This is a genomic window from Streptomyces sp. NPDC056883 (genome assembly GCF_042788835.1).
Taxonomy (GTDB): domain Bacteria; phylum Actinomycetota; class Actinomycetes; order Streptomycetales; family Streptomycetaceae; genus Streptomyces; species Streptomyces stoeckheimensis.
On the sequence record NZ_JBHUBS010000006.1, the window covers coordinates 18,249 to 43,811 of the forward strand.

Annotated in this window: 23 protein-coding genes and 1 pseudogene; 10 read left to right on the forward strand and 14 right to left on the reverse strand. The window is 72.5% G+C overall.

The features are described 5' to 3' along the window. Positions 1–39 precede the first annotated feature (39 nt). From ACFRU2_RS16975 to ACFRU2_RS16985, 3 genes and pseudogenes are all read right to left on the reverse strand, one after another. A pseudogene (locus ACFRU2_RS16975) lies at positions 40–570 on the reverse strand (lysophospholipid acyltransferase family protein); the annotation flags it as partial. Then, positions 567–1,382: a GNAT family N-acetyltransferase gene (locus ACFRU2_RS16980; protein WP_382972622.1), complete on the reverse strand. Its 816-nt coding sequence runs from the start codon at positions 1,380–1,382 to the stop codon at positions 567–569. The pseudogene ACFRU2_RS16975 and the gene ACFRU2_RS16980, both read right to left, overlap by 4 nt. Positions 1,383–1,555: 173 nt before the next feature. Continuing rightward, positions 1,556–2,815: an extracellular solute-binding protein gene (locus ACFRU2_RS16985; RefSeq protein WP_382972624.1), complete on the reverse strand. Its 1,260-nt coding sequence runs from the start codon at positions 2,813–2,815 to the stop codon at positions 1,556–1,558. A gap of 166 nt (positions 2,816–2,981) precedes the next feature. On the opposite strand from ACFRU2_RS16985, the gene ACFRU2_RS16990 reads away from it, so the two are divergent. Beyond that, positions 2,982–3,197, forward strand: coding sequence for a dodecin (locus tag ACFRU2_RS16990; protein WP_382972625.1), 216 nt, complete (start codon positions 2,982–2,984; stop codon positions 3,195–3,197). A 169-nt stretch (positions 3,198–3,366) separates the two neighbouring features. Here the strand turns inward: ACFRU2_RS16990 and ACFRU2_RS16995 are convergent, their stop codons facing one another. Continuing rightward, complete coding sequence (locus tag ACFRU2_RS16995) at positions 3,367–3,861, reverse strand: hypothetical protein (protein WP_274550646.1); 495 nt, start codon at positions 3,859–3,861, stop codon at positions 3,367–3,369. 150 nt (positions 3,862–4,011) lie between these two features. Here ACFRU2_RS16995 and ACFRU2_RS17000 point away from each other — a divergent pair, with 150 nt between their 5' ends. The 3 genes from ACFRU2_RS17000 (at position 4,012) to ACFRU2_RS17010 (ending at position 9,046) form a co-directional block, all read left to right on the forward strand. Next, positions 4,012–5,499, forward strand: a complete 1,488-nt coding sequence (locus ACFRU2_RS17000; protein ID WP_382972627.1) for a hypothetical protein — start codon at positions 4,012–4,014, stop codon at positions 5,497–5,499. Positions 5,500–5,565: 66 nt separating this feature from the next. Beyond that, complete coding sequence (locus ACFRU2_RS17005; RefSeq protein WP_382972629.1) at positions 5,566–6,636, forward strand: LLM class flavin-dependent oxidoreductase; 1,071 nt, start codon at positions 5,566–5,568, stop codon at positions 6,634–6,636. 10 nt (positions 6,637–6,646) lie between these two features. Further along, positions 6,647–9,046 (forward strand): ABC transporter, encoded by a 2,400-nt coding sequence (locus tag ACFRU2_RS17010; protein ID WP_382972631.1) that lies wholly within the window; start codon positions 6,647–6,649, stop codon positions 9,044–9,046. 50 nt (positions 9,047–9,096) lie between these two features. On the opposite strand, the gene ACFRU2_RS17015 is transcribed toward ACFRU2_RS17010, so the two are convergent. The 6 genes from ACFRU2_RS17015 to ACFRU2_RS17040 form a co-directional block, all read right to left on the reverse strand. Next, a complete protein-coding gene (locus tag ACFRU2_RS17015) occupies positions 9,097–9,468 on the reverse strand; it encodes a cupin domain-containing protein (RefSeq protein ID WP_382972633.1) in 372 nt (123 codons plus the stop codon). A gap of 181 nt (positions 9,469–9,649) precedes the next feature. After that, positions 9,650–10,306 (reverse strand): hypothetical protein, encoded by a 657-nt coding sequence (locus tag ACFRU2_RS17020; RefSeq protein ID WP_382972634.1) that lies wholly within the window; start codon positions 10,304–10,306, stop codon positions 9,650–9,652. 36 nt (positions 10,307–10,342) lie between these two features. After that, entirely contained in the window at positions 10,343–12,223 is a 1,881-nt protein-coding gene (locus tag ACFRU2_RS17025) for a stealth family protein (RefSeq protein WP_382972636.1), read from the reverse strand. Positions 12,224–12,365: 142 nt separating this feature from the next. Beyond that, positions 12,366–13,112, reverse strand: a complete 747-nt coding sequence (locus tag ACFRU2_RS17030; RefSeq protein WP_254380746.1) for a succinate dehydrogenase/fumarate reductase iron-sulfur subunit — start codon at positions 13,110–13,112, stop codon at positions 12,366–12,368. Continuing rightward, positions 13,109–15,061 (reverse strand): fumarate reductase/succinate dehydrogenase flavoprotein subunit, encoded by a 1,953-nt coding sequence (locus ACFRU2_RS17035; protein WP_382972638.1) that lies wholly within the window; start codon positions 15,059–15,061, stop codon positions 13,109–13,111. The genes ACFRU2_RS17030 and ACFRU2_RS17035 overlap by 4 nt, the downstream gene beginning before the upstream one ends. 1 nt (position 15,062) lies before the next feature. Next, positions 15,063–15,767, reverse strand: a complete 705-nt coding sequence (locus ACFRU2_RS17040) for a succinate dehydrogenase cytochrome b subunit (RefSeq protein WP_382972640.1) — start codon at positions 15,765–15,767, stop codon at positions 15,063–15,065. A gap of 95 nt (positions 15,768–15,862) precedes the next feature. Between ACFRU2_RS17040 and ACFRU2_RS17045 the strand changes: the two genes are divergently transcribed. Together ACFRU2_RS17045 and ACFRU2_RS17050 are read left to right on the forward strand one after the other, a co-directional pair. After that, positions 15,863–16,741, forward strand: coding sequence for a LysR family transcriptional regulator (locus ACFRU2_RS17045; protein ID WP_274550637.1), 879 nt, complete (start codon positions 15,863–15,865; stop codon positions 16,739–16,741). An 87-nt stretch (positions 16,742–16,828) separates the two neighbouring features. Continuing rightward, positions 16,829–17,464, forward strand: coding sequence for a VOC family protein (locus ACFRU2_RS17050; protein ID WP_382972642.1), 636 nt, complete (start codon positions 16,829–16,831; stop codon positions 17,462–17,464). A gap of 17 nt (positions 17,465–17,481) precedes the next feature. On the opposite strand, the gene ACFRU2_RS17055 is transcribed toward ACFRU2_RS17050, so the two are convergent. Next, entirely contained in the window at positions 17,482–17,715 is a 234-nt protein-coding gene (locus ACFRU2_RS17055; RefSeq protein WP_382972644.1) for a hypothetical protein, read from the reverse strand. 25 nt (positions 17,716–17,740) lie between these two features. Further along, on the reverse strand, positions 17,741–18,385 hold the full coding sequence (locus tag ACFRU2_RS17060; RefSeq protein ID WP_382972645.1) for a TetR/AcrR family transcriptional regulator: 645 nt from the start codon (positions 18,383–18,385) through the stop codon (positions 17,741–17,743). 105 nt (positions 18,386–18,490) lie between these two features. Here ACFRU2_RS17060 and ACFRU2_RS17065 point away from each other — a divergent pair, with 105 nt between their 5' ends. Next, the gene (locus ACFRU2_RS17065; protein WP_382972646.1) at positions 18,491–19,612 is read left to right on the forward strand and encodes an FAD-dependent monooxygenase; all 1,122 of its coding nucleotides are present in this window, start codon (positions 18,491–18,493) and stop codon (positions 19,610–19,612) included. A 22-nt stretch (positions 19,613–19,634) separates the two neighbouring features. Here ACFRU2_RS17065 and ACFRU2_RS17070 read toward each other — a convergent pair whose 3' ends face one another. Together ACFRU2_RS17070 and ACFRU2_RS17075 are read right to left on the reverse strand one after the other, a co-directional pair. Beyond that, a complete protein-coding gene (locus ACFRU2_RS17070; RefSeq protein WP_382972648.1) occupies positions 19,635–21,815 on the reverse strand; it encodes a putative bifunctional diguanylate cyclase/phosphodiesterase in 2,181 nt (726 codons plus the stop codon). After that, positions 21,812–22,642 carry an SAM-dependent methyltransferase gene (locus tag ACFRU2_RS17075; RefSeq protein WP_382972650.1) on the reverse strand — a complete coding sequence of 277 codons (831 nt, stop codon included), beginning with the start codon at positions 22,640–22,642 and terminating at the stop codon, positions 21,812–21,814. The genes ACFRU2_RS17070 and ACFRU2_RS17075 overlap by 4 nt, the downstream gene beginning before the upstream one ends. 916 nt (positions 22,643–23,558) lie before the next feature. Here ACFRU2_RS17075 and ACFRU2_RS17080 point away from each other — a divergent pair. The 3 genes from ACFRU2_RS17080 (at position 23,559) to ACFRU2_RS17090 (ending at position 25,385) form a co-directional block, all read left to right on the forward strand. Further along, complete coding sequence (locus ACFRU2_RS17080) at positions 23,559–23,723, forward strand: hypothetical protein (RefSeq protein ID WP_382972652.1); 165 nt, start codon at positions 23,559–23,561, stop codon at positions 23,721–23,723. Positions 23,724–23,762: 39 nt separating this feature from the next. Beyond that, positions 23,763–24,533 (forward strand): hypothetical protein, encoded by a 771-nt coding sequence (locus ACFRU2_RS17085; protein WP_382972653.1) that lies wholly within the window; start codon positions 23,763–23,765, stop codon positions 24,531–24,533. A gap of 231 nt (positions 24,534–24,764) precedes the next feature. Beyond that, complete coding sequence (locus tag ACFRU2_RS17090) at positions 24,765–25,385, forward strand: hypothetical protein (RefSeq protein WP_382972655.1); 621 nt, start codon at positions 24,765–24,767, stop codon at positions 25,383–25,385. Positions 25,386–25,563: the final 178 nt, after the last annotated feature.

Here is a 25,563-nt window from a genome sequence, read left to right on the forward strand (position 1 = left end):
CACCCGCGCGTCCAGCGCGGCCTGGAACGCGGCCCGGCGAAAGGGGCCTTGGGCCCGCCCGCACCAGGTGGAGCCCTCGGGGTAGACGGTCACGCGGTCACCGTCGAGCAGGGCCCGGGTGAGGAGGCCGACGGTGGTGGGCAGGGTGCGGAGCCGGTCGCGTTCGATGTAGAGGGTGCCGGCCTGCCGGGAGAGCGGTCCGAGGACCGGCCAGCTGCGGATGTCGCTCTTGGCCAGCATCCGGGAGGGCATGACGGCGGCGACGAGCGGGATGTCCAGCCAGGAGATGTGGTTGGCGACGATCAGCCGGCCACGGCCGGGGCCGGGTGTCCCGTGCACGGTGATCCGCAGGCCGAAGGCGCCCAGCAGGGCGGTCGCCCAGGCCCGTACCAGCACGTGCCGGGCCCGCTCCGGCAGCAGCCGCAGCGGCGGGGCTCCCAGGATCCCGAGCAGGACCAGGGCGATGGCGGCGGCGAGCCGCAGGACCGCGCGCGGCACGCTCGCGGTGCGTCCCTCGTGGCCGGCGCAGTCCTCGGGGGTGCAGGGCGAGGTCGGGAGCCAGGCGCTCATGCGGACGGGGCGAGCGACAGGAAGTGCTTGAGGTAGCGGGGGTTGGTGCGCCGCAGGGAGAGCAGGACGTACAGGTCGGCGCAGCCGAACTCGGCGTCCAGGGCGGGCTCGCCGCAGACCCAGGCGCCCAGGCGCAGGTAGCCGCGCAGCAGCGGCGGCAGTTCCATCCGGCCGGGGACGTCGATGCCTTCGGGGCTCCAGGGGAGGTGCGGGGTGACCCGGTACTCGACGGGTGCGAGGCTGCGGGCGAGGACGTTCTCCCGGGTGGCGGCGGCCAGCACCCCGCCGTCGGAGAGCGGTATGGAGCAGCAGCCGGCGAGCCAGTTGTGCCCGGAGCCGTCCATGTAGCGGGCGAGGCCGGCCCAGATGAGGGCGATGACGGCGCCGTTGCGGTGGTCGGGGTGGACGCAGGAGCGGCCCACCTCCACCAGGTCGGGGCGGATGGGGGCGAGGGCGGAGAGGTCGAACTCGCCCTCGGAGTAGAGGCGTCCGGCCACGGCGGCGCGTTCGGGGGGCAGCAGCCGGTAGGTGCCGACGACCTGCTCGGCCTCCTCGTCCACGACGAGGAGGTGGTCGCAGTAGGCGTCGAAGGGGTCGGAGTCCAGGCCCGGCTCCGGGCCGTCGAGACGGGCGCCGAGCTCGCCGGCGAAGACCTGGTGGCGCAGCCGCTGTGCGGCGCGCACCTCGTCCTCGTTGCGGGCGAGGCGGACGGCGTAGTGGGGTGCGGGGGCGTCCGCCGCGCGCCGGGCGGGCGCCGGGGCGGGGAGGAGGGCGGGGGACACGGCGGACGGGGACAGGGGGGCGATGGTCATGACGGCTCCTGGTCCGGCACGGGAAGCCAGGCCGGCAGGTGTGTGGCCTGGCTTCTTTACTTCTTCCGTGACCGGCTGGATTCGACATGGCCGCTTCGCGGCCCTTGGATGTGCGGACGCTGAACTTGGCGGGCGGACCCCTCCGCGCCCTCCCCCGCTCTCCGCCCCCGGGGTCAGCGGTCGGAGCTGAGGACCTTGCTGATGGTGTCGGAGGCCGCCTTCGCCGCCGTCTCGGGGTCCTGGCCGGTGAGCACGGCCGTCATGAAGGGCTTGATCGGGTTCTTGGCCTCCACCTCGGCCCAGCGGGGGGACTGGGGGGTGGCGCGGCCCTGGGCTGCGCCGGGGGCCATCGCGGTGGCGCCGTCGTTGCCCTCGACCACGTGCGCGAGGGTGGTCTTGTTGGGCACGTAGCTCATCGTGCGGGCGAGCTCGGTCTGCCACTTCTCGCTGACCAGGGCCGTGATCACGTCGACCGCCTGCTTACGCTGCTTCGTCTTCTCGGGGATGATCAGGTCCGAGCCGCCCGTGAAGACCGAACCCACCTTGTCGGCGGTCTTGCCGGGGATCGGGAAGAAGCCGAGCTTGCCCTTGAGCTCCGGGTTCGCGGCCTCGATGGCGGCGGCCTGGCCGGGCGGGGCGATGATCTGGGCGATCCCGCCGCGGGCGAAGACGTCGGACTGCGGGGGCGTCTCCTCGTCGGCGTCCTTGGGGCCGTCACCGAGGGCCTGGAGCTGCTTGTAGAACTCCATACCCGCCATGGCCTTCGGCTCGTCGAGGGTGCCGAGCCACTGGCCGCTGCTCTCGACGGCGAGGTCGCCGCCCTCGTCCCAGACGAACCCGGCGAGGACGTACCAGTTCTGCCCGGCGAGGTAGATGCCCTGCTGGGGGCCCTTGTCGAGCTTCTGCGTGGCCTGGATCCATTCCTGGCGGGTCTTGATCGGCGCTTTGACCCCGGCGTTCGCGAAGAGGTCCTTGTTGTAGATCACCACGCGGTTGGCGGCGTACCACGGGACGCCGAACTGGGCTCCGCGGACCTTGCCCGGTTCGGAGAGGCCCTTCAGCCAGTCCTTGCCGTCCCACTCGCGCAGGGCTTCCAGGGTGAGCTCGGAGACGCCGCCGCCCTCGACGTACTGGGCGACCTGGGTGTTGCCGACCTCGATGACGTCGGCGCTCTCCGTGCTCTGGCCGGACAGCACGGCGTTGACCTTGTCGCCGATGCCCTTCCACTCCTGGATCTTCACTTCGAGGTCCACGCCCGGGTGTTCCTTCTCGAAGCTGCTGGTGAACCGGCCTATGAACTCCTCGGAGGCGCTGCCCTTCATCAGCCACAGCGTCACCTTCTGCGTACCTCCGCCCGACCCGGCGAGGCTGCAGCCGGTGAGAGCGGTCGCGGCCGCGAGAGCGGTGGACACGGCAAGGAAGCGCATCTTCACGAAGGTCACCTTCTGGGGGATGGATCGCAGATGGCTTGAAATTGGCATAGACCAATGGGTGGGTCAAGGGGGTATCGCTATGGATTGTTCACGCAAAGTTCGCGGACCCGGACTTACTGGGGCACCGTAGAACAAGGCAACAGCCACCCAGTGTCGGGAGACCCCCATGTCCAATCACACGTACCGGGTGACCGAGATCGTGGGCACGTCCCACGAGGGCATCGACCAGGCCATCCGCAACGGCGTCGCGCGCGCGGGCGAAACGCTCCACAACCTTGATTGGCTCGAGGTCGTTCAGATCAGAGGACACATCGAGAACGGCGAGATCGCGCACTACCAGGTGGGGATCAAGGTCGGATTCCGTCTCGACGGCGAGGCCTGAGGCCCGGCACGCTCGGGGCTCCTGGGGCTCCTGGGGCTCGCGGAGGCGCCCGGGGCACGTGTTCCCCGGGCGCGCGGCCTCCCTGGGCCCTCCGGGCCCCTCCGGCCCGCCCGAAGGGCCCAGGGGCGCGGGGCGCGGGGCCCGGAGGCGCGGGGTGCGAAAGCCCCCCTCAGGTGCGCCCCTCGCCCTCCTGCGCGTCCTTGAGCTCCGGCGCGTCCGCCGCCCAGTCCGCCAGGACCACGCGGAAGCCCTCCGCGCGCGCCGCCCCGCACACCAGCTCGTCGTCGTCCACCAGCATCCGCACCTCGCGGCCCCGCGAGATCCGCCGCAGCACTTCGAGCTTGGTCGTCCGGGCGGGCCGCCGGTCCTGGTTCCCGCGCATCCACAGCCGCCCCTCGGGCAGCCCGTTCCGCGCGAGCCAGTCCTCCGTGTCCGCACGGCACCGCTCCGGGCGGCCGGTGAGGTACGTGACCTCGCAGTCGGCCGCGCTCTCCACCGCGAGCGCGATCCCGCGGGCGAGGGGCGGATCGGCCGGGGCCGCGCCGAAGAACCCGCTCCAGTCGCGCGGCCGGCGCTCCAGGAAGTGCTGGCGATGGGCGGTGTCGGCCAGGGTGTTGTCGATGTCGAAGACGGCCAGGGGCCTGCGATTCTGAGTCTCGGTCACCCCGCCAGCCTAAGCAGCGACCACTTCCGGTTCGGGCCCGAACGCCGACGCGGAGCCGGCGATCGGGCTCGGTCCGTAGTCGGGCAGGCCGGTAAGCTCGCGGCCCGGAGGTCCCGGGGGGGGCCGGCTGACACACGGGGGTTACGAGACATGCCTACGCCTGAGGACATCTGGGAGGCCGCCGACCTGCCCGCGCGTCGGCTCGCCGGGGTGGCCCTCAATCCGTCCTCGCCGGAGGATGTCCTGCTGCGGCTGCTCGCCGACGGTCCGCCGGCCGTACGGATGGTGCTCTGCCGGGACCGGATCCTGCCCGACGCCGTTGTCGATGCCGTGCTCAAGCACCCCGACACTTATACCCGCAGCTTCTTCGCCCGCAACCCCCACGTCGACCCGGCCCAACGGGCCCGACTGGTCGACGACCCGGAGTGGTTCGTCCGCGCCCACCTCGCCGATGCGCCCAGACTGCCCGTCGGTGGTGTGTACAGGCCACTGCCCGACGAGACCATCGTCCACATGATCAGCACGTACGAGAACGACTTCCTGCCCGACTACCGGCAGATCTCCATGGAGCTCCAGCGGTCCATGCCCACCCATCCGGTCGCGAAGGTCCGCAGCTGGGGGGTCGGCGGGTGGGGTGGGCTGCCCGCCGAGATCCGGGCCGCGCTGCTGGCGGATCCGGACGAGGACGTCCGGGAGGGGGCGCAGCGGCGCGCGCGGAGCGAGGATCCGGCGTGGGTGGAGCGCGAACTGCCCGACCGCACCTGCCACGGACGCTGGGACATCCTGCTGCACCGGCCCCTCAGCAGGACCGTCGTGGACGGCGTCCTGACCGCTCCGGTGGCCGAGGGCGAACGGGCGGCCATCGCCCGCAACCCCAGCCTGCCCGCCGACGTGGTGGTCCTCCTGGCCGGCGATCCGGACCCGGAGGTGCGCGAGGAGATCGCGTGCCGCACGGACCTCGGACCCGCCGAGCGCCGCGCGCTCGCCGTGGACCCCGACCCGAAGGTGCGGCTCGCCCTGTCCGTGCACCCCGCGCTGAGCGAGGAGGAACGGGCCGGGATCGACTACGAGGTCCCCGCGGACGACCGTTTCCATCCGTGGCCCGGGCCCCGCGCGCCCCGGGACCCCCGGCAGGTCCGCCGGGACGCGACCTCGGGCCACCCGCTGCTCCGCCGGAGGGCGGCCGAGGTCCCCACGCTGCCGCCCGATCTCGTGGAACGCCTGGTGGCCGACGAGGATCTCGGCGTACGCGTACTGCTGGCCCAGAACCATCCGGACGCTCCGGCCGCACTCCTGCTGCGCAGCTTCCTCGAGTACACCGGCCCTGGGCGCGCGCACCTCACCACCCGGCCGAACTTTCCCACGACCGGCCTGGCCGCCTTCGCCGACCACGAGGACCCCGAGGTACGGGCCTTGGCCGCCCTCGACCCACAGACGGCGCCGGCCACTGCCGAGCGCCTCACCCGGGACCCGGACCCGGCCGTGCGCGCGGCGATGGCACGCCACCCGAACCTTCCGCCGTCCCGGCTGGCGGAACTCCTCGACGACGAGGAACTGGCCCACACGGCCGCGTCGAACCCCGCACTGGATTCCGAGGTGATCCACCGGCTGGTGGCGATGCGAGGACGACTGGCGTGACGGCCGGTGTAACGGCGCCGGGACGCCGCCCGGGAATCCTGACGCCCTCCACGCGTTGACCCCAGTGTGATCCGCACACTCTCGATACTCGACCGGTCCCGCACCCGCGAGGGCCACCCCGCCGCCCAGGCCCTGCGCGACACCGTGGAGCTCGCGCGCACCGCCGAGCGGCTCGGGTACCACCGGTTCCTGGTCTCCGAGCACCACAGCGTGCCCGGGGTCGCCGGATCCGCGCCCACGGTGCTGGCCGCCGCCGTGGCCGGGGCGACCTCCCGGATCCGCGTCGGCACCGGCGGCGTGATGCTGCCCAACCACCAGCCCCTGGTGGTCGCCGAGCAGTTCGGGGTCCTGGAGTCGCTGTTCCCCGGCCGGATCGACATGGGCCTCGGCCGCTCGGTCGGCTTCACCGGCGGGATCCGCCGCGCGCTGGGGCGGGACACCGCCGACGCCGACCGGTTCGAGGAGCAGCTCGCGGAGCTGCTGGGCTGGCTCGACGGCTCCCAGCGGGCCCACCCCGACGTGCACGCCCGCCCGGCGGAGGGGATGCGGATCCCGGCGTACGTACTGGCCACCGGCGAGGGGGCGGGCATCGCGGCCCGCGCCGGGCTGCCCCTGGTCGTGGGTGACCTGCGGACCCGGGCCCGGGTCGCGGAGATCATCACGGCGTACCGCGAGGAGTTCCGCCCCTCCCCCTGGGGCGCACGGCCGTACGTCGTGGCCTCGGGGACGGTCGCGGTGGCCGCCACCGCCGAGGCCGCCCGGCGGATCCTGGTGCCCGAGGCCTGGGCCGTCGCGTACTCGCGGACCCGCGGCAGCTTCCCGCCGCTGCGGCCGGCCGAGGAGATCGAGGCCCTCCCCATGAGCCCCAAGGAGCGGGAGCTGTACGAGGGCGCCCTCGCCGGACACATCCACGGCACGGAGGAGCAGGTCGCGGCGGAGCTGTCCGCGGTCGCGGAGCTGACCGGGGCGGACGAGCTGCTGGTCACCACGTCCACGTACGACCGGACGGCCCTGGTGGACTCCTTCGAGCGGCTCGCCCGCCTCACCGGCCTCACGGAGACCGTGGACGGGCACACGGACGGACATACGGACGGGCCCGCGGACCCCGTCGGGCAGTCCGCCGACCCCGGACACTAAACTAGGACGAATGCACCAGCCCGCCACCCCGCACGCCCACGATCCCTACGTCCGCGTCCGCGGCGCCCGGGAGCACAATCTGCGCGGGGTCGACGTGGACATTCCGCGTGACGCACTGACCGTGTTCACCGGGGTCTCCGGCTCCGGGAAGAGCTCGCTGGCCTTCGGCACGCTCTTCGCCGAGGCCCAGCGCCGGTACTTCGAGTCCGTGGCCCCGTACGCCCGCCGGCTGATCCACCAGATCGGCGCGCCGAAGGTCGACTCCGTCACCGGGCTCCCGCCGGCCGTCTCGCTGGAGCAGCGGCGCTCCTCCCCCGGGTCCCGGTCCTCGGTCGGGACAGTGACCACGCTGTCCAATTCGCTGCGGATGCTGTACTCGCGGGCGGGCTCCTACCCGCCCGGCGCCGAGCGCCTGGATTCCGACTCCTTCTCCCCCAACACCGCGGCCGGGGCCTGCCCTTCCTGTCACGGACTCGGCCGCGTGCACCGCACCAACGAGGAACTGCTGGTGCCCGACGCCGGACTGTCGATCCGTCAGGGTGCCATCGCCGCCTGGCCCGGCGCCTGGCAGGGCAAGAACCTGCGCGACATCCTGGAGGCCCTCGGCCACGACGTGGACGCGCCCTGGCGGGAGCTTGCGGCGGCGGACCGCGAGTGGATCCTGTTCACCGAGGAGCAGCCGGTGGTGACGGTGCATCCGGTGCGGGAGGCCGACCGGATCCAACGCCCGTACCAGGGCACGTACATGAGCGCCCACCGGTACGTGATGAAGACCTTCTCCGACAGCAAGAGCCTCACCCTGCGGGCCCGGGCCGAGAAGTTCCTGACCGATGCGCCGTGTCCGGTGTGCGAGGGCAGGCGGCTGCGCCCGGAGGCCCTGGCCGTGACCTTCGCCGGCCGCACCATCGCGGAGACGTCGGCGCTGGCGCTGACGGAGCTGGACGGGGTACTGGCCACCGCGCGCGGCGGCGGCGAAGCGTCCCGGGTGCTCACCGAGGACCTGCGCTCCCGGATCGGCCCGGTCACCGAGCTGGGTCTGGGCTACCTGAGCCTGGACCGCGCCGCGCCGACCCTGTCGGCGGGAGAGCTGCAACGGCTGCGGCTGGCTACGCAGTTGCGTTCGGGTCTCTTCGGGGTGGTGTACGTACTGGACGAGCCGTCGGCGGGGCTGCACCCGGCCGACACGGAGGCGCTGCTCGGCGTCCTGGACCGGCTCAAGGAGGCCGGGAACACGGTGTTCGTGGTGGAGCACGACCTGGCCGTGGTGCGGCACGCGGACTGGCTGGTGGACGTCGGCCCGCTCGCCGGGGAGCACGGCGGAAGGGTGCTGCACAGCGGTCCCCCGGAGGCCCTGGCGGCGGTGGCGGACTCGGCGACGGCCCCGTACCTGTTCGGGGTCCGGCGGCCGGACGAGTGGCGCTCGGGGGCCGAGCGGAAGCCGACCGGGTCCGTCCGGCTCAGCGGTGTCGACCGGCACAACTTGCGTGACGTGGCGGCGGAGTTCCCGCTCGGGGTGTTCACGGCGGTGACCGGGGTGTCCGGGTCGGGGAAGTCCACGCTGGTGGGCCAGGTCCTCGCGCGGGAGGTCCACGAGCGGCTGGCGGAGCCGCAGTTCCCGGTACGGCGGCTGGTGGAGGTGGACCAGAAGCCGATCGGCCGGACCCCGCGCTCCAACCTGGCCACGTACACGGGACTCTTCGACGTGGTGCGCCGGCTCTTCACGGCGGCGCCGGAATCGAAGGCGCGGGGGTGGAAGGCGGGCCGCTTCTCCTTCAACGTGCCGGGCGGGCGGTGCGAGTCCTGCCAGGGCGAGGGCTTCGTCTCGGTGGAGCTGCTGTTCCTGCCCAGCACCTACGCCCCGTGCCCGGAGTGCGCGGGAGCCCGGTACAACTCCGAGACGCTGGAGGTCCGTTACTCGGGGTTGAACATCGCGGAGGTGCTCGCCCTGACCGTGGAGTCGGCGGCCTCCTTCTTCGCCGGGGTCCCTGCGGCGGCCCGCACCCTCGGCGCGCTGTCGGACATCGGCCTGGGGTACCTGCGGCTCGGCCAGCCCGCCACGGAGCTGTCGGGCGGCGAGGCACAGCGCATCAAACTGGCGAGTGAGCTCCAGCGCGTGCGCCGCGACCACACCCTGTACCTGCTGGACGAGCCGACGACGGGGCTCCATCCGGCCGATGTCACGGTGCTGCTGCGGCAGTTGCACGGCCTGGTCGACGCCGGGCATTCGGTGGTGGTCGTGGAGCACGACATGGCGGTGGTGGCGGGCGCCGACTGGGTCATCGATCTGGGGCCGGGCGGCGGCGCGGACGGCGGCCGGGTGGTGGCCGCGGGCACCCCTGCCGAAGTGGCCCGCGCCACGGGCAGCCGTACGGCGGCCTATCTGGCGCGGGCCCTCGCTGCGGGCCGGTAGCCGGGCAGGCGGTCACGAGTGGGGCAGGCGGTCACGAGTGGGGCAGGCGGTCACGCGTCCTGGGGCTTGGCGAAGTCCCCGTAGCCCTGCCAGTCGATGACCACGCACTGCTCGTCGCCGAGCACCCAGGCGTCGTGGCCGGGGTCGATCTGGATGAAGTCTCCGGGCTGCGCCTCGACGCTGTCGCCACCGTCCATGACGATCTTCATCCGGCCGCTGATGATGTAGGCCACATGGGCGGCTTCACAACTGTCGGTCCCCGCAATGGGCTTGATGTGCTGCGACCACTGCCATCCGGGCTCGAACACGGCCCGGCCGATCGGCCCGTGGTCGGTGTTGAGCAGGTCGAGCCTGCCCTTGCCGTCCTCGAACCGACGGGTCTCGTCTGCGGAATCGAAGCCCCTTCGCACGATTCCAGTCATGATCGTCGACCTCCCGGCGCGCCACTGGCCCCGAGTCCACTTCTCAGCGTACGCCCGTACCGCGCGGTCCTCGCGGTGTCCCGGCGCGGCCGTCCGCCGCCTAGGCCGTCTCTTTCGGACCTTGCCGGGCCCGCGGCGTCTGGCACCGCGGGCTCGACCGACAAGGTCCGAAAGAGACGGCCTACGCGTCGCCCTGGAGCAGGTGCTGTGGAAGCTCGCGGAAGGTCCAGACGCCCTGTCTGCGGGTGAAGGTCCACACCAGGTCGTAGCGGTCGGGCCAGGCGGCCGGCAGCCCCAGCACGTCCTGCGCTCCGAGGCCCCGGATCAGGCGGGGCATCCCCTGGTGCTCCCAGCAGACCAGGACGGGCGTCCGCGCCGCCAGCACCGCCCTGGCCAGGGCGGGCTCGGCTCCGACGGCGAACTCCGCGCGGACGGGCGTACCCAGTGCGGTGGCGAGCGTCTCGACGGTCTGGCGGCACCGCGCGGGCGCCCCCTCCTTGCCGCCGGCCGCGAAGACGGCCCCCGGCCGGGGCAGGCGGGCGCCCCGGGTCGGCGGGAAGAGCGCGGGCAGCTCCTGCGCGCGGCGCCGACCCCGGACGGCGAGGAAGCCGGGGTTTTCGTTGCCCTCGTCGTCCTCGCCGGTGTCCCCGGCGTACGGCTTCTCGGCGTGCCGGATGACCATGACCAGCGCGTCCTTGACGGCCTCGGGGCCGGGGCCCGGCGTCGGAGCCCGTTCCTCCCCGGCACATCCGGCCACCGCCAGCGGGGCGAGGGCGGCGGCCAGCACGCTACGGCGGCGCGGGCCGGATCCGGCGGGGGTGGGACGGCCTGGAGACATGCGCCCACTGTCACCCACGCCCGGGAGGGCGGCCGGTCACGGCGCGACGGGAGCCGCTCCGATCATCCGATCGGCGGACCCGTCGTGGCCGTGCGCGGACGGGCCGTGGCCGGGCCCGGCGGTACGGCCCTTCGCGGCGGCCCGGCCCGGAGCCTCGTACGGCGAGGCGACGGGGAAGTAGGCCTCCAGGAAGGCCTTGAGCTCGCGGTGCTGCACGTCGGGGGACACCTCGGTGCCCGAGTCGTCCGCGAGGCAGAAGGCGTCGGTGCCCCGATCGCGCAGGAGGCCGCCCAGCCGCTGGAGCTCCTTGGTCCCGGCGGTGGACACGTACGCGGTGGCCAGGTCGCCTTCGACCGCGCGCCCCTGGGCGAGTGCCAGGTGCAGGGCGAGGGTGACGGGGGCGAGGTCCGTGGCACTGCGGAAGACGGACCGGCTGGTCGCGTCGAGCCCGCCGGGCAGTGCCTCTTCCAGCCGGGCGTAGAGGGAGCGGCTCTGCGCGTACGGGGCGTGCGCGAGGATGCGCGGGTACGTGCGGCCGGCGAGCGCTTCCACCGTGCGGCGGGTCGCCCGCTGCGAGGTGGTGTAGACGTCGTCGTGGCTGTCCGGCGAGCTGGGCGGGACGGCCCGGGTGTCGTGGAAGACCTTCGGCAGACCGGACGGCAGGAAGTAGTTCTGCGGGCGCTGGGGGCGGCCGAGGAAGATGTCGTCGTTGAAGTAGAGGTAGTGCTCGGCGAGGCCCGGGATGCGGTGCAGCTGGGTCTCGATGGCGTGCGAGTTGAAGACGGGCAGGGCGCCGGGGTCGGCGAACAGCTCCCGGTGGTGGACCACGGTGAGCCCGGGGTGCTCCAGGGGCAGCCAGTCGGGGACCTGGTCGTCGGTGACGAGGAAGACCCGGCGGATCCAGGGCGCGTAGGCCGCGATGGAGCGCAGACAGGAGCGCAGCTCGCCGCGGTCCCGGAAGCGGTGGTCGCCGCTGTCGGCGGCGTCGGCCTCGACCTCGGCGGCATCCGCACCGGCAGCGGTGTCGGCGGGGCTGTGGGCCTCGCCCGCCTCGCCGTTCGCGACGCCCTCGCCGTTCGCGATGCCTGCGGCGGCCGCCTCGGCCCGGTCCCGGCGGCGGCGCCACTGGGGGTCCGAGCCGTCCACCCAGGTGATCACGGCGTCGATGGGGAAGTCGATGTCCTCGGGGAAGCGGCGGTCGAGGGCCGTCACCACCGGGTAGTCGCGGTCGCCGATGCGCCGGTGGGCCGTGGCCTCCATGGAGGGAACCCACCAGCCGAAGGGGGTCTCCCGGAGCGAGGCGACCCCGCCGGGGCCGTTGGCCGGCTTCCAGAACTCCAGGTCACAGCCCTGATCGGCAGCCATGTGGAGGGTGTATCCCGAGGTGACCACGGGGATGTAGAGCCGGATCCCCGCGACGACGGCGCCGGGCGTCTCGGCCTCCGCCGCGGCGACCGCCTCGGGCAGCTCCTCGGCGAGGACGGTGCCGAGCGCGGTGCGGTGGCCGAGGAGGTCGGCGTAGACGGGCCGGCCGGCGAAGCCCTTCGCGCAGGCGGCGAGTACGTCGGCACGGGTGCCGGGGGCGAGCGCCACCCGGTGGACCAGTTCCCCGTCGGGGACCAGGCCGTAGGGCATCGAGGCCGCTTCCAGCACCTCGGCGACCTCCCGGAGGTTCATCTCGGCGAGTTCGGCGGGGAGCAGGTCGTCGCGTACGACGGCCAGCCGGCCCCCGTGTTCGACGATGCTCCCGGATTCGGCCGCCTGCGCCAGGATCTCCCGTTCGCGGACGGCCCGCCGGACCTCCCGCGCCTGCGCCGGGGTCCGGGACCGGCCGCGCTGCGACCCTCTCGGCTGCGACGGCAAGGCGGTCCGGGGCTGGAACGGCATCCAGCTCAAATGCCGACGGATGCCGCTCATGATCACCTCAGGGCTCGTGGACGCAGAAATCGGCCCCACCGTGCCCGGCGGCCCCCGGTGGCCGAAACTCACCTTACGGGTCGGTGTCCGAAAGATGAACAGGATCTTTCCCCCGAGACCTCATTCTTATGAAATCCACAGGTCAGCGGGGGCCTCGGCGCACCGCCCTCAGCCACTCCTTGTTCATGGCGGCGATCGACGGAAGCGGGATCCCCTTGGGGCAGGCGGTGGCGCACTCGCCGGTCAGGGTGCACCCTCCGAAGCCCTCGGCGTCCATCGTGGCGACCATGTCCAGGACCCGGGTCTCGCGCTCCGGCGAACCCTGCGGGAGCACGTTCAGGTGGTTGACCTTGGCCGAGGTGAAGAGCATCGCGGAGCCGTTGGGGCAGGCCGCCACGCACGCCCCGCAGCCGATGCACTCGGCGTGCTCGAAGGCGTAGTCGGCGTCGGGCTTGGGAACGGCCGTGGCGTGCGCCTCGGGGGCGGAGCCGGTCGGGGCGGTGATGTAGCCGCCGGCCTGGATGACCCGGTCGAGGGCCCCGCGGTCGACGACGAGGTCCTTCACGACGGGGAAGGCCGAGGCGCGCCAGGGTTCGACGTCGATGGTGTCGCCGTCGTCGAAGGAGCGCATGTGGAGCTGGCAGGTCGTGGTGCGCTCCGGCCCGTGGGCATCGCCGTTGATGACGAGGCTGCACGCGCCGCAGATGCCCTCGCGGCAGTCGTGGTCGAAGGCGACCGGGTCCTCTCCGCTCAGGATGAGGTCCTCGTTGAGGGTGTCGAGCATTTCGAGGAAGGACATGCCCTCCGAGATGCCGTCGACCTCGTACGAGGCCATCGCGCCGGGGGCGTCGGCGTTCTTCTGGCGCCAGACGCGCAGGGTGAGCTTCATGCGTAGCTCCGCTGGGTGGGGTGGACGTACTCGAAGACGAGGTCTTCCTTGTGCAGGACGGGCGCGGCGCCGGTCCCGGTGTACTGCCAGGCGGCCGCGTACCCGAACTCCTCGTCGCGGCGGGCGGCTTCGCCGTCCGGGGTCTGGGACTCCTCGCGGAAGTGGCCGCCGCAGGATTCGGCGCGGTGGAGGGCGTCGAGGCACATCAGCTCGGCGAGCTCCAGGTAGTCGACGATGCGGTTGGCCTTCTCCAGCGACTGGTTGAACTCCTCGCCGCTGCCCGGCACCTTGATCCGCCTCCAGAACTCCTCGCGGATCTCGGGGATCCGGGCGAGGGCCTTGCGCAGGCCCTCCTCGGTCCGGGCCATCCCGCAGTACTCCCACATCAGTTCGCCGATCTCCCGGTGGAAGGAGTCGGGCGTGCGGTCCCCGTCGACGGCGAGCAGCTTGGCGAGGCAGTCGCGGGTCTCGCGGACGGCGGCCGCGGCCTCGGGGTGGGTGTCGTCGACCGTGTCCCGGTGCGGATGGCGGGCCAGGTAGTCGTTGATGGTGGAGGGCAGCACGAAGTAGCCGTCGCCGAGGCCCTGCATGAGGGCGGAGGCGCCGAGGCGGTTGGCGCCGTGGTCGGAGAAGTTGGCCTCGCCGATCGCGAACAGGCCGGGGACGGTGGTCTGGAGGTCGTAGTCGACCCACAGTCCGCCCATCGTGTAGTGCACGGCGGGATAGATCCGCATGGGGACCTCGTACGGGTTCTCCGCGGTGATCCGCTCGTACATGTCGAAGAGGTTGCCGTACTTCTCGGCGACCTTCTCCTTGCCCATGCGGCGGATGGCGTCGGCGAAGTCGAGGTAGACGCCCTGGCCGCCGGGGCCGACGCCGCGGCCCTCGTCGCAGACGTTCTTGGCGGCGCGGGAGGCGATGTCGCGGGGCACGAGGTTGCCGAAGGAGGGGTAGATCCGCTCCAGGTAGTAGTCGCGCTCGGCTTCCGGGATGTCGGCGGCGGGGCGGGTGTCGCCCTTGGCCTTGGGGACCCAGATGCGGCCGTCGTTGCGCAGGGACTCGCTCATCAGGGTGAGCTTGGACTGGTGGTCGCCGGTGCGCGGGATGCAGGTGGGGTGGATCTGGGTGAAGCAGGGGTTCGCGAAGTACGCGCCGCGCCGGTGGGCCCGCCAGACGGCCGTCGCGTTGGAGTTCATGGCGTTGGTGGAGAGGTAGAAGACGTTGCCGTAGCCGCCGCTCGCGAGGACGACGGCGTCCGCGTAGTGGGTGTCGATCTTGCCGGTGACCAGGTCCCGGGCGACGATGCCGCGGGCCACGCCGTCGACGGTGATCAGGTCGAGCATCTCGGTGCGGGCGTGCATCTCGACGTTGCCGGCGGCGATCTGCCGCGAGAGCGCCTGGTAGGCGCCGAGCAGGAGCTGCTGGCCGGTCTGGCCGCGGGCGTAGAAGGTGCGGGAGACCTGGACGCCGCCGAAGGAGCGGGTGTCGAGGAGGCCGCCGTACTCGCGGGCGAAGGGGACGCCCTGGGCCACGCACTGGTCGATGATCTCGACGGAGATCTGGGCGAGGCGGTGGACGTTGGACTCGCGGGCGCGGAAGTCGCCGCCCTTGACGGTGTCGTAGAACAGCCGGTGGACGGAGTCTCCGTCGTTCCGGTAGTTCTTGGCCGCGTTGATGCCGCCCTGGGCGGCGATCGAATGGGCGCGGCGCGGGGAGTCGGAGAAGCAGAACTGGACGACGTGGTAGCCCTGTTCGGCGAGGGTGGCGCCGGCGGCGCCGCCGGCCAGGCCGGTGCCGACGACGATGACGGTGTGCCCGCGCCGGTTGGCCGGGTTGACCAGCTTGGCCTCGAAGCGGCGGCGGTCCCAGCGCTCGGCGATGGGGCCTTCGGGGGCCTTGGCGTCGGCGATCGGGTCACCGGTGGTGTACTGCGCGTATTCGTTGCTCATGTCAGCTCACCACTCCGGTCATGACGGCGACGGGCACGGACACGAAGCCCGCGAAGAGGACGAGGGCGAGGGCGTTGGCGAGGAACTTCAGCGTCCTGTCCCGCCGGGCGTTGCCCGCGCCCAGGGTCTGGGCGGCGCTCCAGAAGCCGTGCCGGACGTGCAGCCCCAGGGCGGCCATCGCCACGAGGTAGACGGTGTTGCCGTACCAGGTGGAGAAGGTGGCGAGGACGTTCTCGTACGGATGCCCGGCCCAGGCCCGCTCGTTCACGGTGAGCGTGGTGAGGTCGAGCAGGTGCCAGACGATGAAGAGGGCGAGGATGATGCCGCCCCAGCGCATGGTGCGGGTGGCGTAGCTCGCGCGGCGGCGCTTGTGGGCGTACTTCACCGGGCGCGCCTTGATGTCGCGGCGGCTGAGCTGGTACGCGCAGACTCCGTGCGCGACGACGGACGCGAGCAGGGCCACGCGGACGATCCACAGGGCCCACTCGTGGTGCAGGAAGGGCGAGCCGAGGGTGCGGAGCCAGTGGGCGTAGCCGTTGAACTCCTCCGCCCCGAAGAAGATCTTGAGGTTGCCGAGCATGTGCACGACGAGGTAGCCGAGCATGATCAAGCCGGAGACGGCCATCACGGACTTCTTGCCGACGGTGGAGTCCCAGAGCGTGCGCGTGGTGGACGGCCGTCGATCCGTCCGTGTTGCCAGAGCCATGACATTGACCGTAAGGACGAAGGTCCCGAAAGGTCCAAGACATGAAAGAGCTCAAGTCAATAGGATCAACCTATGCAGGGCCCTAGTCTGGGGTCATGCAGTTCCAGCAGCTGGTCTACTTCGTCGCCGTCGCCGAGACCCGGCACTTCACGCGCGCGGCCGAGCGCGAACACGTGGCCCAGCCCTCCCTGTCGCAGCAGATCAAGGCGCTCGAACGGGAGCTGGGCGCCGAGCTCTTCAGCCGGGCCCGCGGGAACATCACGCTCACCGACGCCGGCGAGACCCTGCTGCCACTGGCCCGGCGGATCCTCGCGGACGCGGACACGGCGCGGCTGGAGGTGCAGGAGCTGGCGCAGCTGCGGCGCGGCCGGATCCGGCTGGGGGCCACCCCGAGCGTGTGCACGGGACTCCTCCCCGGCGTGCTCCGCGCCTTCCACACCGCCCATCCGGGGATCGAGCTGCTGATCGAGGAGAGCGGTTCGCTGGACCTCGTACGGGAGCTCGCGCGCGGCTCCCTGGACCTCGCGCTGATCGCCCTGCCACTGCCCCCCTCGGCGCCGGCGCTGACCACGGTGGAGCTGCTGACGGAGGACCTGGTGGTGGTCTCCTCCGCGGCCCTGCCGCCTCCGGCGGGCGGCGGTTCGCTCACGGTGTCCGCGCTGCGCGACGAGCCGATGGTCATGTTCCGGCACGGCTACGACCTGCGGGACCTGACGGTGGCGGCCTGCCGGGCGGAGGGCTTCGAGCCGGTGTTCACGGTGGAGGGCGGGGAGATGGACGCCGTACTGGGCTTCGTCCGCGCGGGGCTCGGCATCGCGGTGGTCCCGGCGATGGTCGTCGACCACGCGGGCTCCGGCCTGCGCGCCACCCCCCTGGCGGGCTCCCCCCTGCGCCGCACGATCGCCCTGGCCCACCGCACGGACGTGGCACCCCCGCGCGCGGCCCGGGAACTGAAGCGGATCCTGCTGGGCTGAAGCCCCTCGGGGACGCCGCCGGGGCTGCGGGCTTGGCCTCGGGCGTGGCGTCGGGATTTGTACGGGATGTCGGGCCATGATGACGCCGTGCGACTTGATCACGTTTCCTATGCGGTGGCCCGCGACAGCTTCGTCTCGACCGTCCAGTGGATCGGATCGGCTCTGGGCGCCGGGTTCGTCGACGGTGGCGTGCACCCGCGATTCGGCACCCGCAATTTCATCCTCCCGCTGAGCGGCGGCACCTACGTCGAGGTCGTCACCACGCTCGACCACCCCGCCGCCGACCGCGCACCCTTCGGCCAGGCGGTCGCGCGCCGCGCCGCCGAGGGCGGCGGCTGGCTCGGTTGGGTGGTCTCCGTCGACGACATCTCCCCGGTCGAGGCCCGCCTCGGTCGCACCTCGGACGAGGGCCACCGTGTGCGCCCCGACGGGTTCGACCTGAGGTGGAAGCAGATCGGCGTGCGGGAACTGATGGAGGACCCGCAGCTGCCCTACTTCCTCCAGTGGCTGAGCCCCGTCGAGGAGCGCCCCAGCGCCGGCCCGCGCACCTCCTCCACCATCCACGGGGTCTCCATCGCCGGCGACGCCGCCTCCATCGCCGAATTCCTCGGCGAACCGGCCGACCACCCCCTCGACCAGATCGACGTCACCTGGGTCGAGGACGAGGAACCTGGGCTGGTCACGGTCGAGTTCGCCACCGCCAAGGGCCTCGTCACGATCTGACCGGGTTCAGGTTCGGGCTAGGGACCGGGTGCGGGTTCGGATTCGGGTTCGGGTTCGGGTTCGGCCGCTGCGGGCACGACCGTGGCCGTCCACGAACCCGGCTCCGACGGTGGGTCCCAGACCACCACGACCTCGCGCCCGTGGAAGTCCCGGGCGAGCCCCTGCACCATCTCGGCGGCAGCCCGCTGCGCCTCCTCCGGAGCCACGTCGGACGGGAGGTCGCCAAGCCCGCCGCACGAGGTCCCGTTCACCTTCCGGTTCGTTCGGGCCATGGCGTCAGGACCGGCGGGCGGGCAGTGCCCGGTCGAGGCCGCCGGACAGGAGGGCGAAGGCGCGCTCCGCGTCGGCCACGGCCGCGGGATGGGCCTCGGCGGCGCTCTGGCCGGCGTCGATGCGGCGCCAGTTCTCCCGGCCGAGTTCCTGCCTGGCCGCCACCAGGTATCCGGCCGCCAGACGGGCCGTGAGCGGGTCGACCGCTTCGGCTTCGAGTACGGCGGCGAGCAACTCCACCTCGCGGGCGGTGTAGTGGGCCAGCCGCGACTCCAGGCTGGCCGTGCTGTAGAGCAGCCCCTCGAAGGCGAGCACGTTCGGGTGGTCGCAGAGCCCGGTGATCGGGTCGCGCTCGGCGAGCGCCGCCAGGAAGTGCGCGCGCACGGCCGCCACCGGGGTCTGCCCCGCGGCCCGGTCGCGCACGATGCGCGCAGCCTCGTCCTGATGGTCGGCGAAGCGGTCGAGGACCAGGTCCTCCTTGCTCGGGAAGTAGCGGAACAGCGTGGGTTTGGAGACCTCGGCGGCGGCTGCGACATCGGCCACCGAGACGGCGTCGAAGCCCCGTTCCAGGAAGAGTTCCAGCGCCGTGGCCGCCAGCTGTTGGCGGGTACGGAGCTTCTTGTTCTCGCGCAGACCCTTCGAGTTCTCCATGCGTCCAGCCTAACACGAATGAGTGACCCAGTTAGTTTTGTGACCGGGTTGCATTTTCTCGCGAGAGCCGCTTTCCTTGAAACACCGACGACGAGGGGACGTCTCATGACCGACGCAATGGACCTGAGGGATGCAGTGGGCGCAGCAGATGGTGTGGATCGAGCCGACGTGCTGATCGTGGGCTCCGGCCCGACCGGCCTCACGCTCGCCTGCGACCTGGCCCGCCGCGGCATCGCGGTGCGGGTCATCGAAGGCCGCCCGGCGCCGCACCGCGAGTCCCGGGGCAAGGGCCTCCAGCCGGACAGCCTCGCGTTCTTCGAGGAGCTCGGCGTAGCCGACTCCGTAAGGGGCAAGGGGCGCGAGGGCGTGGTGCTGCGCAAGTACTTCGACGGGGAGCCCGTCAAGGACACCTCCGTGGAGGGAGGCCTGCTCATCGGGCAGTGGCAGGTGGAGGAGAGCCTGCGCGACCGGCTGGGCGAGCTGGGCGTGCGCGTCGCGTACGGGTCCCGGCTCGCCGGAATCACCCAGGACGCGGACGGCGTCCGCGCGCTGCTGGAGGACGGCACCGTGATCCGGGCCGGCTATCTGGCGGGGTGCGACGGCGGGCACAGCACCACCCGCGGACTCCTGGGCATCCCCTTCGAGGGAAGCGGGGAGAAGGAGCCGGCGATGGTGCTCGGGGACGTCCGGGCGCCGGGGCTCAGCCGCGCGTTCTGGCACCAGTGGTTCACGTCGGACGGGGGCGGGATCCTGCTCTGCCCGATGCCGGGGACGGACACCTTCCAACTGCAGGCCGCTCCGGAGACGGACGAGCGGGGCGAGGCGTTGCCGCCTTCGCTGGAGAGCTTCCAGCGGCTCTTCGACCGGCACGCCCGGATGCCGGGGATACGGCTCGCGGAGCCCACCTGGCTCTCCTCCTGGCGGGTCAACGTCCGCATGGCCACCCGGATACGCGAGGGCCGGACCTTCCTCGCCGGGGACGCCGCGCACGTCCACCCCATAGCCGGCGGGCTGGGCATGAACACCGGCATCCAGGATGCCGCCGCCCTCGGCCGGACGCTGGCCTCCGTCCTCTCCGGGGCGGCCGGGGAGGAAGCGCTCGACGGGTACCAGGCGGAGCGGCTGCCGGTGGCCGCCCAGGTGCTGGCCGACACGGCCCGGCGCTACGAGCGGGTGGTGGCGGCCGTCCGCGAGCCGGGCCGGGGCACGGAAGCGGGCCTGGAGTGAGCCGGGGCGGTCCGGGCGGCGCTCAGAGGGTGGGCACCGCGTCCGACAGGGACAGGGTGTGGATGCGGTCGGCGGCACCCGGGCGGGCGTAGTACCAGCCCTGGGCCGTGTCGCAGCCGAGGGCTCGGAGCTGGGCGGCCTGTGCGCCGGTCTCCACGCCCTCGACGGTGACGGCGAGTTCGAGACTGTGGGCCAGGGCGACTATGCCCTCCACGATCTTGACGTCGACCGGGTTGGCCGGGTGCTGCTGCATGCCCTTGGTGAAGGAGCGGTCCAGCTTCAGGACGCTGACGGGCAGGCGGCGCAAGTTGGCCAGGTTCGAGTAGCCGGTGCCGAAGTCGTCGAGGGCGATGTCCACGCCCAGGGCGGCGAGCCGGCGCAGTGGCTCGAGGAGTTCGTCGTCGGCGCCGATCAGGGCCGACTCGGTGACCTCCAGGCACAACGTGCCCGGAGTCAGGCCCGAGGACTCCAGGACGCGGATCGTGTCGGCGACCAGGCCGGGATGGTGCAACTGGGTCGGCGACAGGTTGACGTTGATCCGCAGGGTGGCGCCGCCCTTCTGGTGCTGCCAGGCACGGGCCTGGCGGACGGACTCCTCCAGGACCCAGCGGCCGAGCGGCACGATCAGCCCGGTGCGTTCGGCGAGCGGAATGAACCGGTCCGGCCCGAGCACCCCGTGCTGCGGGTGCGACCAGCGCACGAGCGCCTCGGCGCCGTGCACGCTGCCGTCGTGCATGTGGACCAGCGGCTGGTACTCGATGAAGAACTCGCCGCGTTCCAGCGCCGCCGGGAGGGCGTTGGTCAGTCCGTGCCGGGTGATGGCCCGTGCGTCGGCAGCGGCGTCGGCGAACTCGAACCGGTTGCCGCCCGCCGCCTTGGCCCGGTACATCGTGATGTCGGCGCTGCGCAGCACCTCCGCGGGGGTGCGCTCGCGGGCCGGGCCCTCGACGATGCCGATGCTGCCCCGGACCGTCAGCTCGCGGCCCTCCAGCCGGATGGGGACGGAGAGGGCGGAGAGGATCCGGACGGCGAGTTCGGTGGCCTTCTCCTCGGTGTCGGGCCCGGTGGTCAGCGCCACGAACTCGTCACCGCCGAGCCGCGCGACGACCTCGCCCGGGCCCGTGGCGCAGCTCTGCAGGCGGTCGGCGACCTCCACCAGCAGCCGGTCGCCGGCGGAGTGGCCGAGGCTGTCGTTGACCGCCTTGAAGCCGTCGAGATCGAGGTAGCACAGGCCGAAGCGCGAACCGCCGGAGCCGCTCAGGGCCTTCTCCAGACGCTCGAAGAAGAGCGTCCGGTTGGGCAGGCCGGTGAGGGCGTCGTGGGTGGCCTCGTAGCGCAGGCGCAGGTTCAGCAGCCGGCGCTCGGTGGTGTCCTCCATCAGGGCCAGCTGGTACTGCGGCACGCCCTCGGCGTCGCGCAGCAGCGAGACCGTCAGGTTGGTCCACAGCACGGTGCCGTCGTGCCGGTAGTAGGGCTTCTCGACGCGGTAGCTCTCGCGTTCGCCGCGTACGAGCTCCCCGTACATCCGCCAGACGTGCGGGGTGTCGTCGGGGTGGCTCCATTCGCTGACGTTGCGGCCGCGGACGTGCCCGTCCATGCCTCCGAACATCTGGAGCAGCGCGTCGTTGATCTCCAGGACGTTGCCCTCCAGATCGGCGATGCCGATCCCGACGGCCGCGCCCTCGAAGACCGCCCGGAAGCGCTCCTCGCTGGCGTGCAGTGCCTGCTGGGCGTCGGTGCGGGCGGTCAGCGCGGAACGCGCGATGGCCTCCTGCTCCTTGAGCGTGCGCTCGCGCAGTGCACGGGCGAATCCGGCCGCGATGCCGTGCTGGAGCCGGGCGCAGCGGGACCGGTACTGCTCGGTCCCCTCGACGCTCTCGGCGTCGGGGCCGCAGTACAGGACCAGGTAGGACTCGACGACGCCGAGCGTGCCGGCCAGGGCCTCCGGGTCCGTGCAGTGGACCGCGACGAGCTCCTCGCCGACCCGCTGGCCGACGGAGGAGTCGAAGGGGCGGGCGCGCAGGGCCTCGACGAGGGTGCGGGTGAGGGGTACGAGGTGGCGTTCGAACTCGCCGCGGGTGAGCGAGGTCGCGGTGACCGGGAAGATCGCCCGTCCCCAGATGGTCGCGAACCGCCCGATCCGGTCCTCCAGACCACCCTGCGGCGCGGCCGGGTCGTCCGCCGTCTGCGTCGGCAGTCTCACGCCTTGCGTCCCACTCCTGCGAAGCCCGAGAAGGCATAGGGGTCTTCGTCCACGGCACCGCCCTCCGGCCCGCCGCTCGTGTCGGGCCGCCAGTCGGGCATGGAGACCAGTCCGGGCTCGATCAGGCCGAAGCCGTCGAAGAAGCGCCCGATCTGCTCCGCGTCCCGCATGACGAGCGGGTTGCGGATCTCGCGGTAGACGCCGACGGTTCCGCTCGCGACCTCCTCCGAGAGCGGGATCCCCTCGTACGAGGCGTGCGTGAGGATCAGCAGGCTGCCGGGGGCCAGGGCGTCGCACAGCTGGGCGACGGCGTCGTAGGGCTCGTCCGCGTCCTCCAGGAAGTGCAGGACGGCGACCAGCATCAGGGCGACCGGGCGGCTCAGGTCGAGCCCCTGCGCGACCTCGGGGGCGGTCAGGATGTCCTGGGGCTTGCGCAGGTCGGCGGCGACGACCCCGGTCCGCTCGGTGCCGGCCAGGACGGCCTGGCTGTGGGCGACGGCCACCGGGTCGTGGTCGACGTAGACCACGCGCGCCTCGGGGCTTGCGGCCTGGGCGATCTCGTGGACATTGCCGAAGGTGGGGATGCCGGAGCCGATGTCGAGGAACTGCGTCACGCCCTCGGCGACCGCGTACCGGACGGCGCGGCGCATGAATGCCCGGTTCGCCTGCATGATCTTGGGCAGGCCCGGCATGAATTCCATGGCCCGACGGGCCGCCTGCCTGTCGACCTCGAAATTGTGGGAGCCGCCCAGGTAGTAATCGTAGATGCGGGACACGCTCGGCACCGATATGTCGATGCCTGGCGGGGCCCAGGCGGGGCGCTCCATCGGGGTCTCCAAGCCTTGGTCCTGCAGTGGTCCGGACGGATCGGACTCCTGTCCGAGCCGAATGTACTGATCATTGCCCAACGGAGCGAGCGAAAGCGGAAATTGGCGATCCGTTCTTCGTCACACGTCAAAGGCCGAACGGCCGAGACCCGGAGAATGATCGAAACCGACAAATACCTTTTGGGAAAAGGTCGGTGAGCGGTCGGTCACCACGCGAATCTGGCTCAAACCTCCATAGCCAAAGCCTCACCCGTTCAGGCGAACCAAGGTCAACCTCCCCGCGCGCGAGCGCGCGCGACCCCATGATCCCCGGGTGAAAAGAGCCTCTTCCAGGCGCCTGCTGGCAGTCCCGGTCCTCCTGTGGGCGGCCCTGTCCGCGACACCGGCCATGGCCGATAGCAGCGCATACGCGACGATCGACGCCGGCGACGGGGCGAGCGCCGTCAGGCCGGCCGTGTCCGCCCTGCGCGGCGCGACCGGGGGCACCCGAGGTGGCGGACGTCACGGCGACCAGGGCCGCCAAGGCGACCACGGCAACCGGGGCGGACGGGGTGAGCGCGGGAACCAAGGCGGCCCGGGCAACCACGGCGGCCCCGGTCAAGGCCACGGCCACGGCGGGCACGGCCACGGTCACGGACCCGGCGGCCACCACGGCCACCCGCCCTGCCCCCCGCCGCCTCCCCCGCCGTGCCCGCCCAAGCCCACCCCGAAGCCCCCGCCCCCGCCACCGCCCCCACCGAAGCCCACGCCCACCCCGACGCCTCCCCCGCCCCCGCCTCCGCCCGCTCCGAAGCCGGTACCGAAACCCCCCGCGCCGGCCCCGCCCCCCGCGCGCCCGGCCCCCGCTCCCCCGGCGCCCAAGCCGGCCCCGAAGCCGGTCCCGAAACCCGCCGCCGAGCCCCCCGCACCCCCGGCGGTGCCCCGGGCGATCCCGGCGGCCGCGCCCAAGAAGCCGGTCGCGCGCCCCGCTTACCACGCTGCGGCACGCAAGCCGGTGGAGCGCCACATCTCGCCGGTGACCTTCACCTTGATGACCGCGGCCCCCGCGGTGCTCGCGATCGTCGCGCTGCGCCCGCGCTAGAGCCGCCGCATTCCACCCCGTAATCGATTGGGAGTCATCTTGTCGGAATGGCTCGTCCTGTCCCTCGCGATGGCCGCGGCGTGTGCCGTGGTGCTGTCCATCGCCTTCTTCAATCAGCGCCGGATCGGTGAGGACGACGATCCCAGCGAGACCCCGGACGTCATCGAGTACATGACGATGATGATCGGCGTGATCTACGCGATCGTGCTGGGCCTGGCGATCGCCGGCGTCTGGGAGGGCCGCGGGGCCGCCCAGGAATACGTGCGCCAGGAATCGCAGGCCCTGCACGAGATCAGCGTCCGCTCCGAGGTCTACCCGGCGGACGTGCGCAAGAAGATCAGGTCCGACGTCGACGCCTACGTGACCTACGTCGTCGACACCGAATGGAAGGAGATGGCCGAGAACGGCGAGCTGTCGGACCGCAGCGGGGAGCTGCTGGAACGCATCCGCCGCGACGTGACGGACTACGAACCGCAGACCGACCACGAGGGCCAGGCCTACCAGCCGCTCGTGGACCAGGTCGCCGTGGTCGACGACGCGCGCAACGCGCGCGGCCAGAGCGCCGGGGCCACCATGCCCGGGGTGGTCTGGTTCGGCCTGATCGCCGGAGCCCTGGTGACGGTGGGGCTGATCTTCACCCTGCAGATCAGGCGCTCGTTCCGGGAACTGCTGCTGGCCGGACTGTTCAGTGCGCTGATCGCGTTCCTGCTGTTCCTCATCTGGGACTTCGACGCCCCCTTCGGCCGGGGCATCGCCGCCACCGCCGAGCCGTTCCTCTCCCAGTTCCCGCATCTGGGCCTGGGCGGCTGACACCGCGTCGCCCCTGCCGGGCCCGGCAGGCCAGCAACCCGGCAACCCATCGACCCACCAAACCGGGGGCGGGCCTCCCGTCCCCGGTTCGGCCTAGCGCCATGCCCCATTCGCCCGTTCCTGATCGCGGGTCACCGCGCCCGGACCTAGCGTGGCGGACATCGAGGCGCACGACCCCCCACGTGCGGAAACCGTTCCGCGGCTGCTCCTCGGGGATCCGGAGAATCAACCATGGGCGCGATACCCACCTCCCCCACAGCCCTGTTGGGCGCCGCCGCGGCGGGCGCCCTCCTGATAGTCGGCGCGGCGGCCGCTCCCGCCGCGCGCGCGGCCGAGGCCGCGCCCATCACCTCCTTCGGTTTCGCCATCACCCCCTCGACGGTCGCCCCCGGCGGTCAGGTGGTGCTGTCCGTCACCGGCTGCAACGCCGCCTTCGCCACCGTCTCCTCCGGCGTCTTCGACACCGTGAGCATCGACCGGGGCAAGACCGCACGGGTCACCGTGGACCGGGACGCGCGGCGCGGAGCCCAGTACTCCGTCTCCTTCACCTGCGCCGGCGAGACCGGCTCGGCCGACCTGACGATCGCCGGCGGCACCGGCAAGCCCACGACCAGCTCCACCGTCGGGGCCCGCAGGAGCGCGAGCGCGGTCGCCGGTACGAGTACGGGTACCAGCGCCGGCACCGGTACGGGCGCTTCGCGCCGCGCCACCCTCGGCGTCCGAGGAGGCCTCGGCGGCAGTGTGGCCCGGCTCGATCCCCTGGAACTCGGCGCCGGCGCCGGGCTCGTCCTCGGCGGGCTGGTCGGTCTCGGCTACGCCCTGCGCCGCCGGGACATCCGCCGCATCCACTGACCGCACCCCACCACCGGTGCACCCCGTACCCGTACCCGTACCCACACCCGCTCGATCCCTCCGGAAACGCCGGTCGCCCCGTGTCCTGGCCAGGACACGGGGAGAACCGGGGTTGTTCCGGGCTAACGTGGAGGGCTGGCAGGTCGGGACGGTCAGCTGTGTGGGGGAGGAGGGGTAC

Bases quoted from the DNA above. Each gene is read 5' to 3' on its own strand.
- ACFRU2_RS16980 (WP_382972622.1), bottom strand. From the start codon at position 1,382: ATGACCATCGCCCCCCTGTCCCCGTCCGCCGTGTCCCCCGCCCTCCTC.
- ACFRU2_RS16990 (WP_382972625.1), top strand. From the start codon at position 2,982: ATGTCCAATCACACGTACCGGGTGACCGAGATCGTGGGCACGTCCCAC.
- ACFRU2_RS17000 (WP_382972627.1), top strand. From the start codon at position 4,012: ATGCCTACGCCTGAGGACATCTGGGAGGCCGCCGACCTGCCCGCGCGT.
- ACFRU2_RS17010 (WP_382972631.1), top strand. From the start codon at position 6,647: ATGCACCAGCCCGCCACCCCGCACGCCCACGATCCCTACGTCCGCGTC.
- ACFRU2_RS17015 (WP_382972633.1), bottom strand. From the start codon at position 9,468: ATGACTGGAATCGTGCGAAGGGGCTTCGATTCCGCAGACGAGACCCGT.
- ACFRU2_RS17020 (WP_382972634.1), bottom strand. From the start codon at position 10,306: ATGTCTCCAGGCCGTCCCACCCCCGCCGGATCCGGCCCGCGCCGCCGT.
- ACFRU2_RS17025 (WP_382972636.1), bottom strand. From the start codon at position 12,223: ATGAGCGGCATCCGTCGGCATTTGAGCTGGATGCCGTTCCAGCCCCGG.
- ACFRU2_RS17030 (WP_254380746.1), bottom strand. From the start codon at position 13,112: ATGAAGCTCACCCTGCGCGTCTGGCGCCAGAAGAACGCCGACGCCCCC.
- ACFRU2_RS17035 (WP_382972638.1), bottom strand. From the start codon at position 15,061: ATGAGCAACGAATACGCGCAGTACACCACCGGTGACCCGATCGCCGAC.
- ACFRU2_RS17040 (WP_382972640.1), bottom strand. From the start codon at position 15,767: ATGGCTCTGGCAACACGGACGGATCGACGGCCGTCCACCACGCGCACG.
- ACFRU2_RS17045 (WP_274550637.1), top strand. From the start codon at position 15,863: ATGCAGTTCCAGCAGCTGGTCTACTTCGTCGCCGTCGCCGAGACCCGG.
- ACFRU2_RS17060 (WP_382972645.1), bottom strand. From the start codon at position 18,385: ATGGAGAACTCGAAGGGTCTGCGCGAGAACAAGAAGCTCCGTACCCGC.
- ACFRU2_RS17065 (WP_382972646.1), top strand. From the start codon at position 18,491: ATGACCGACGCAATGGACCTGAGGGATGCAGTGGGCGCAGCAGATGGT.
- ACFRU2_RS17075 (WP_382972650.1), bottom strand. From the start codon at position 22,642: ATGGAGCGCCCCGCCTGGGCCCCGCCAGGCATCGACATATCGGTGCCG.
- ACFRU2_RS17090 (WP_382972655.1), top strand. From the start codon at position 24,765: ATGGGCGCGATACCCACCTCCCCCACAGCCCTGTTGGGCGCCGCCGCG.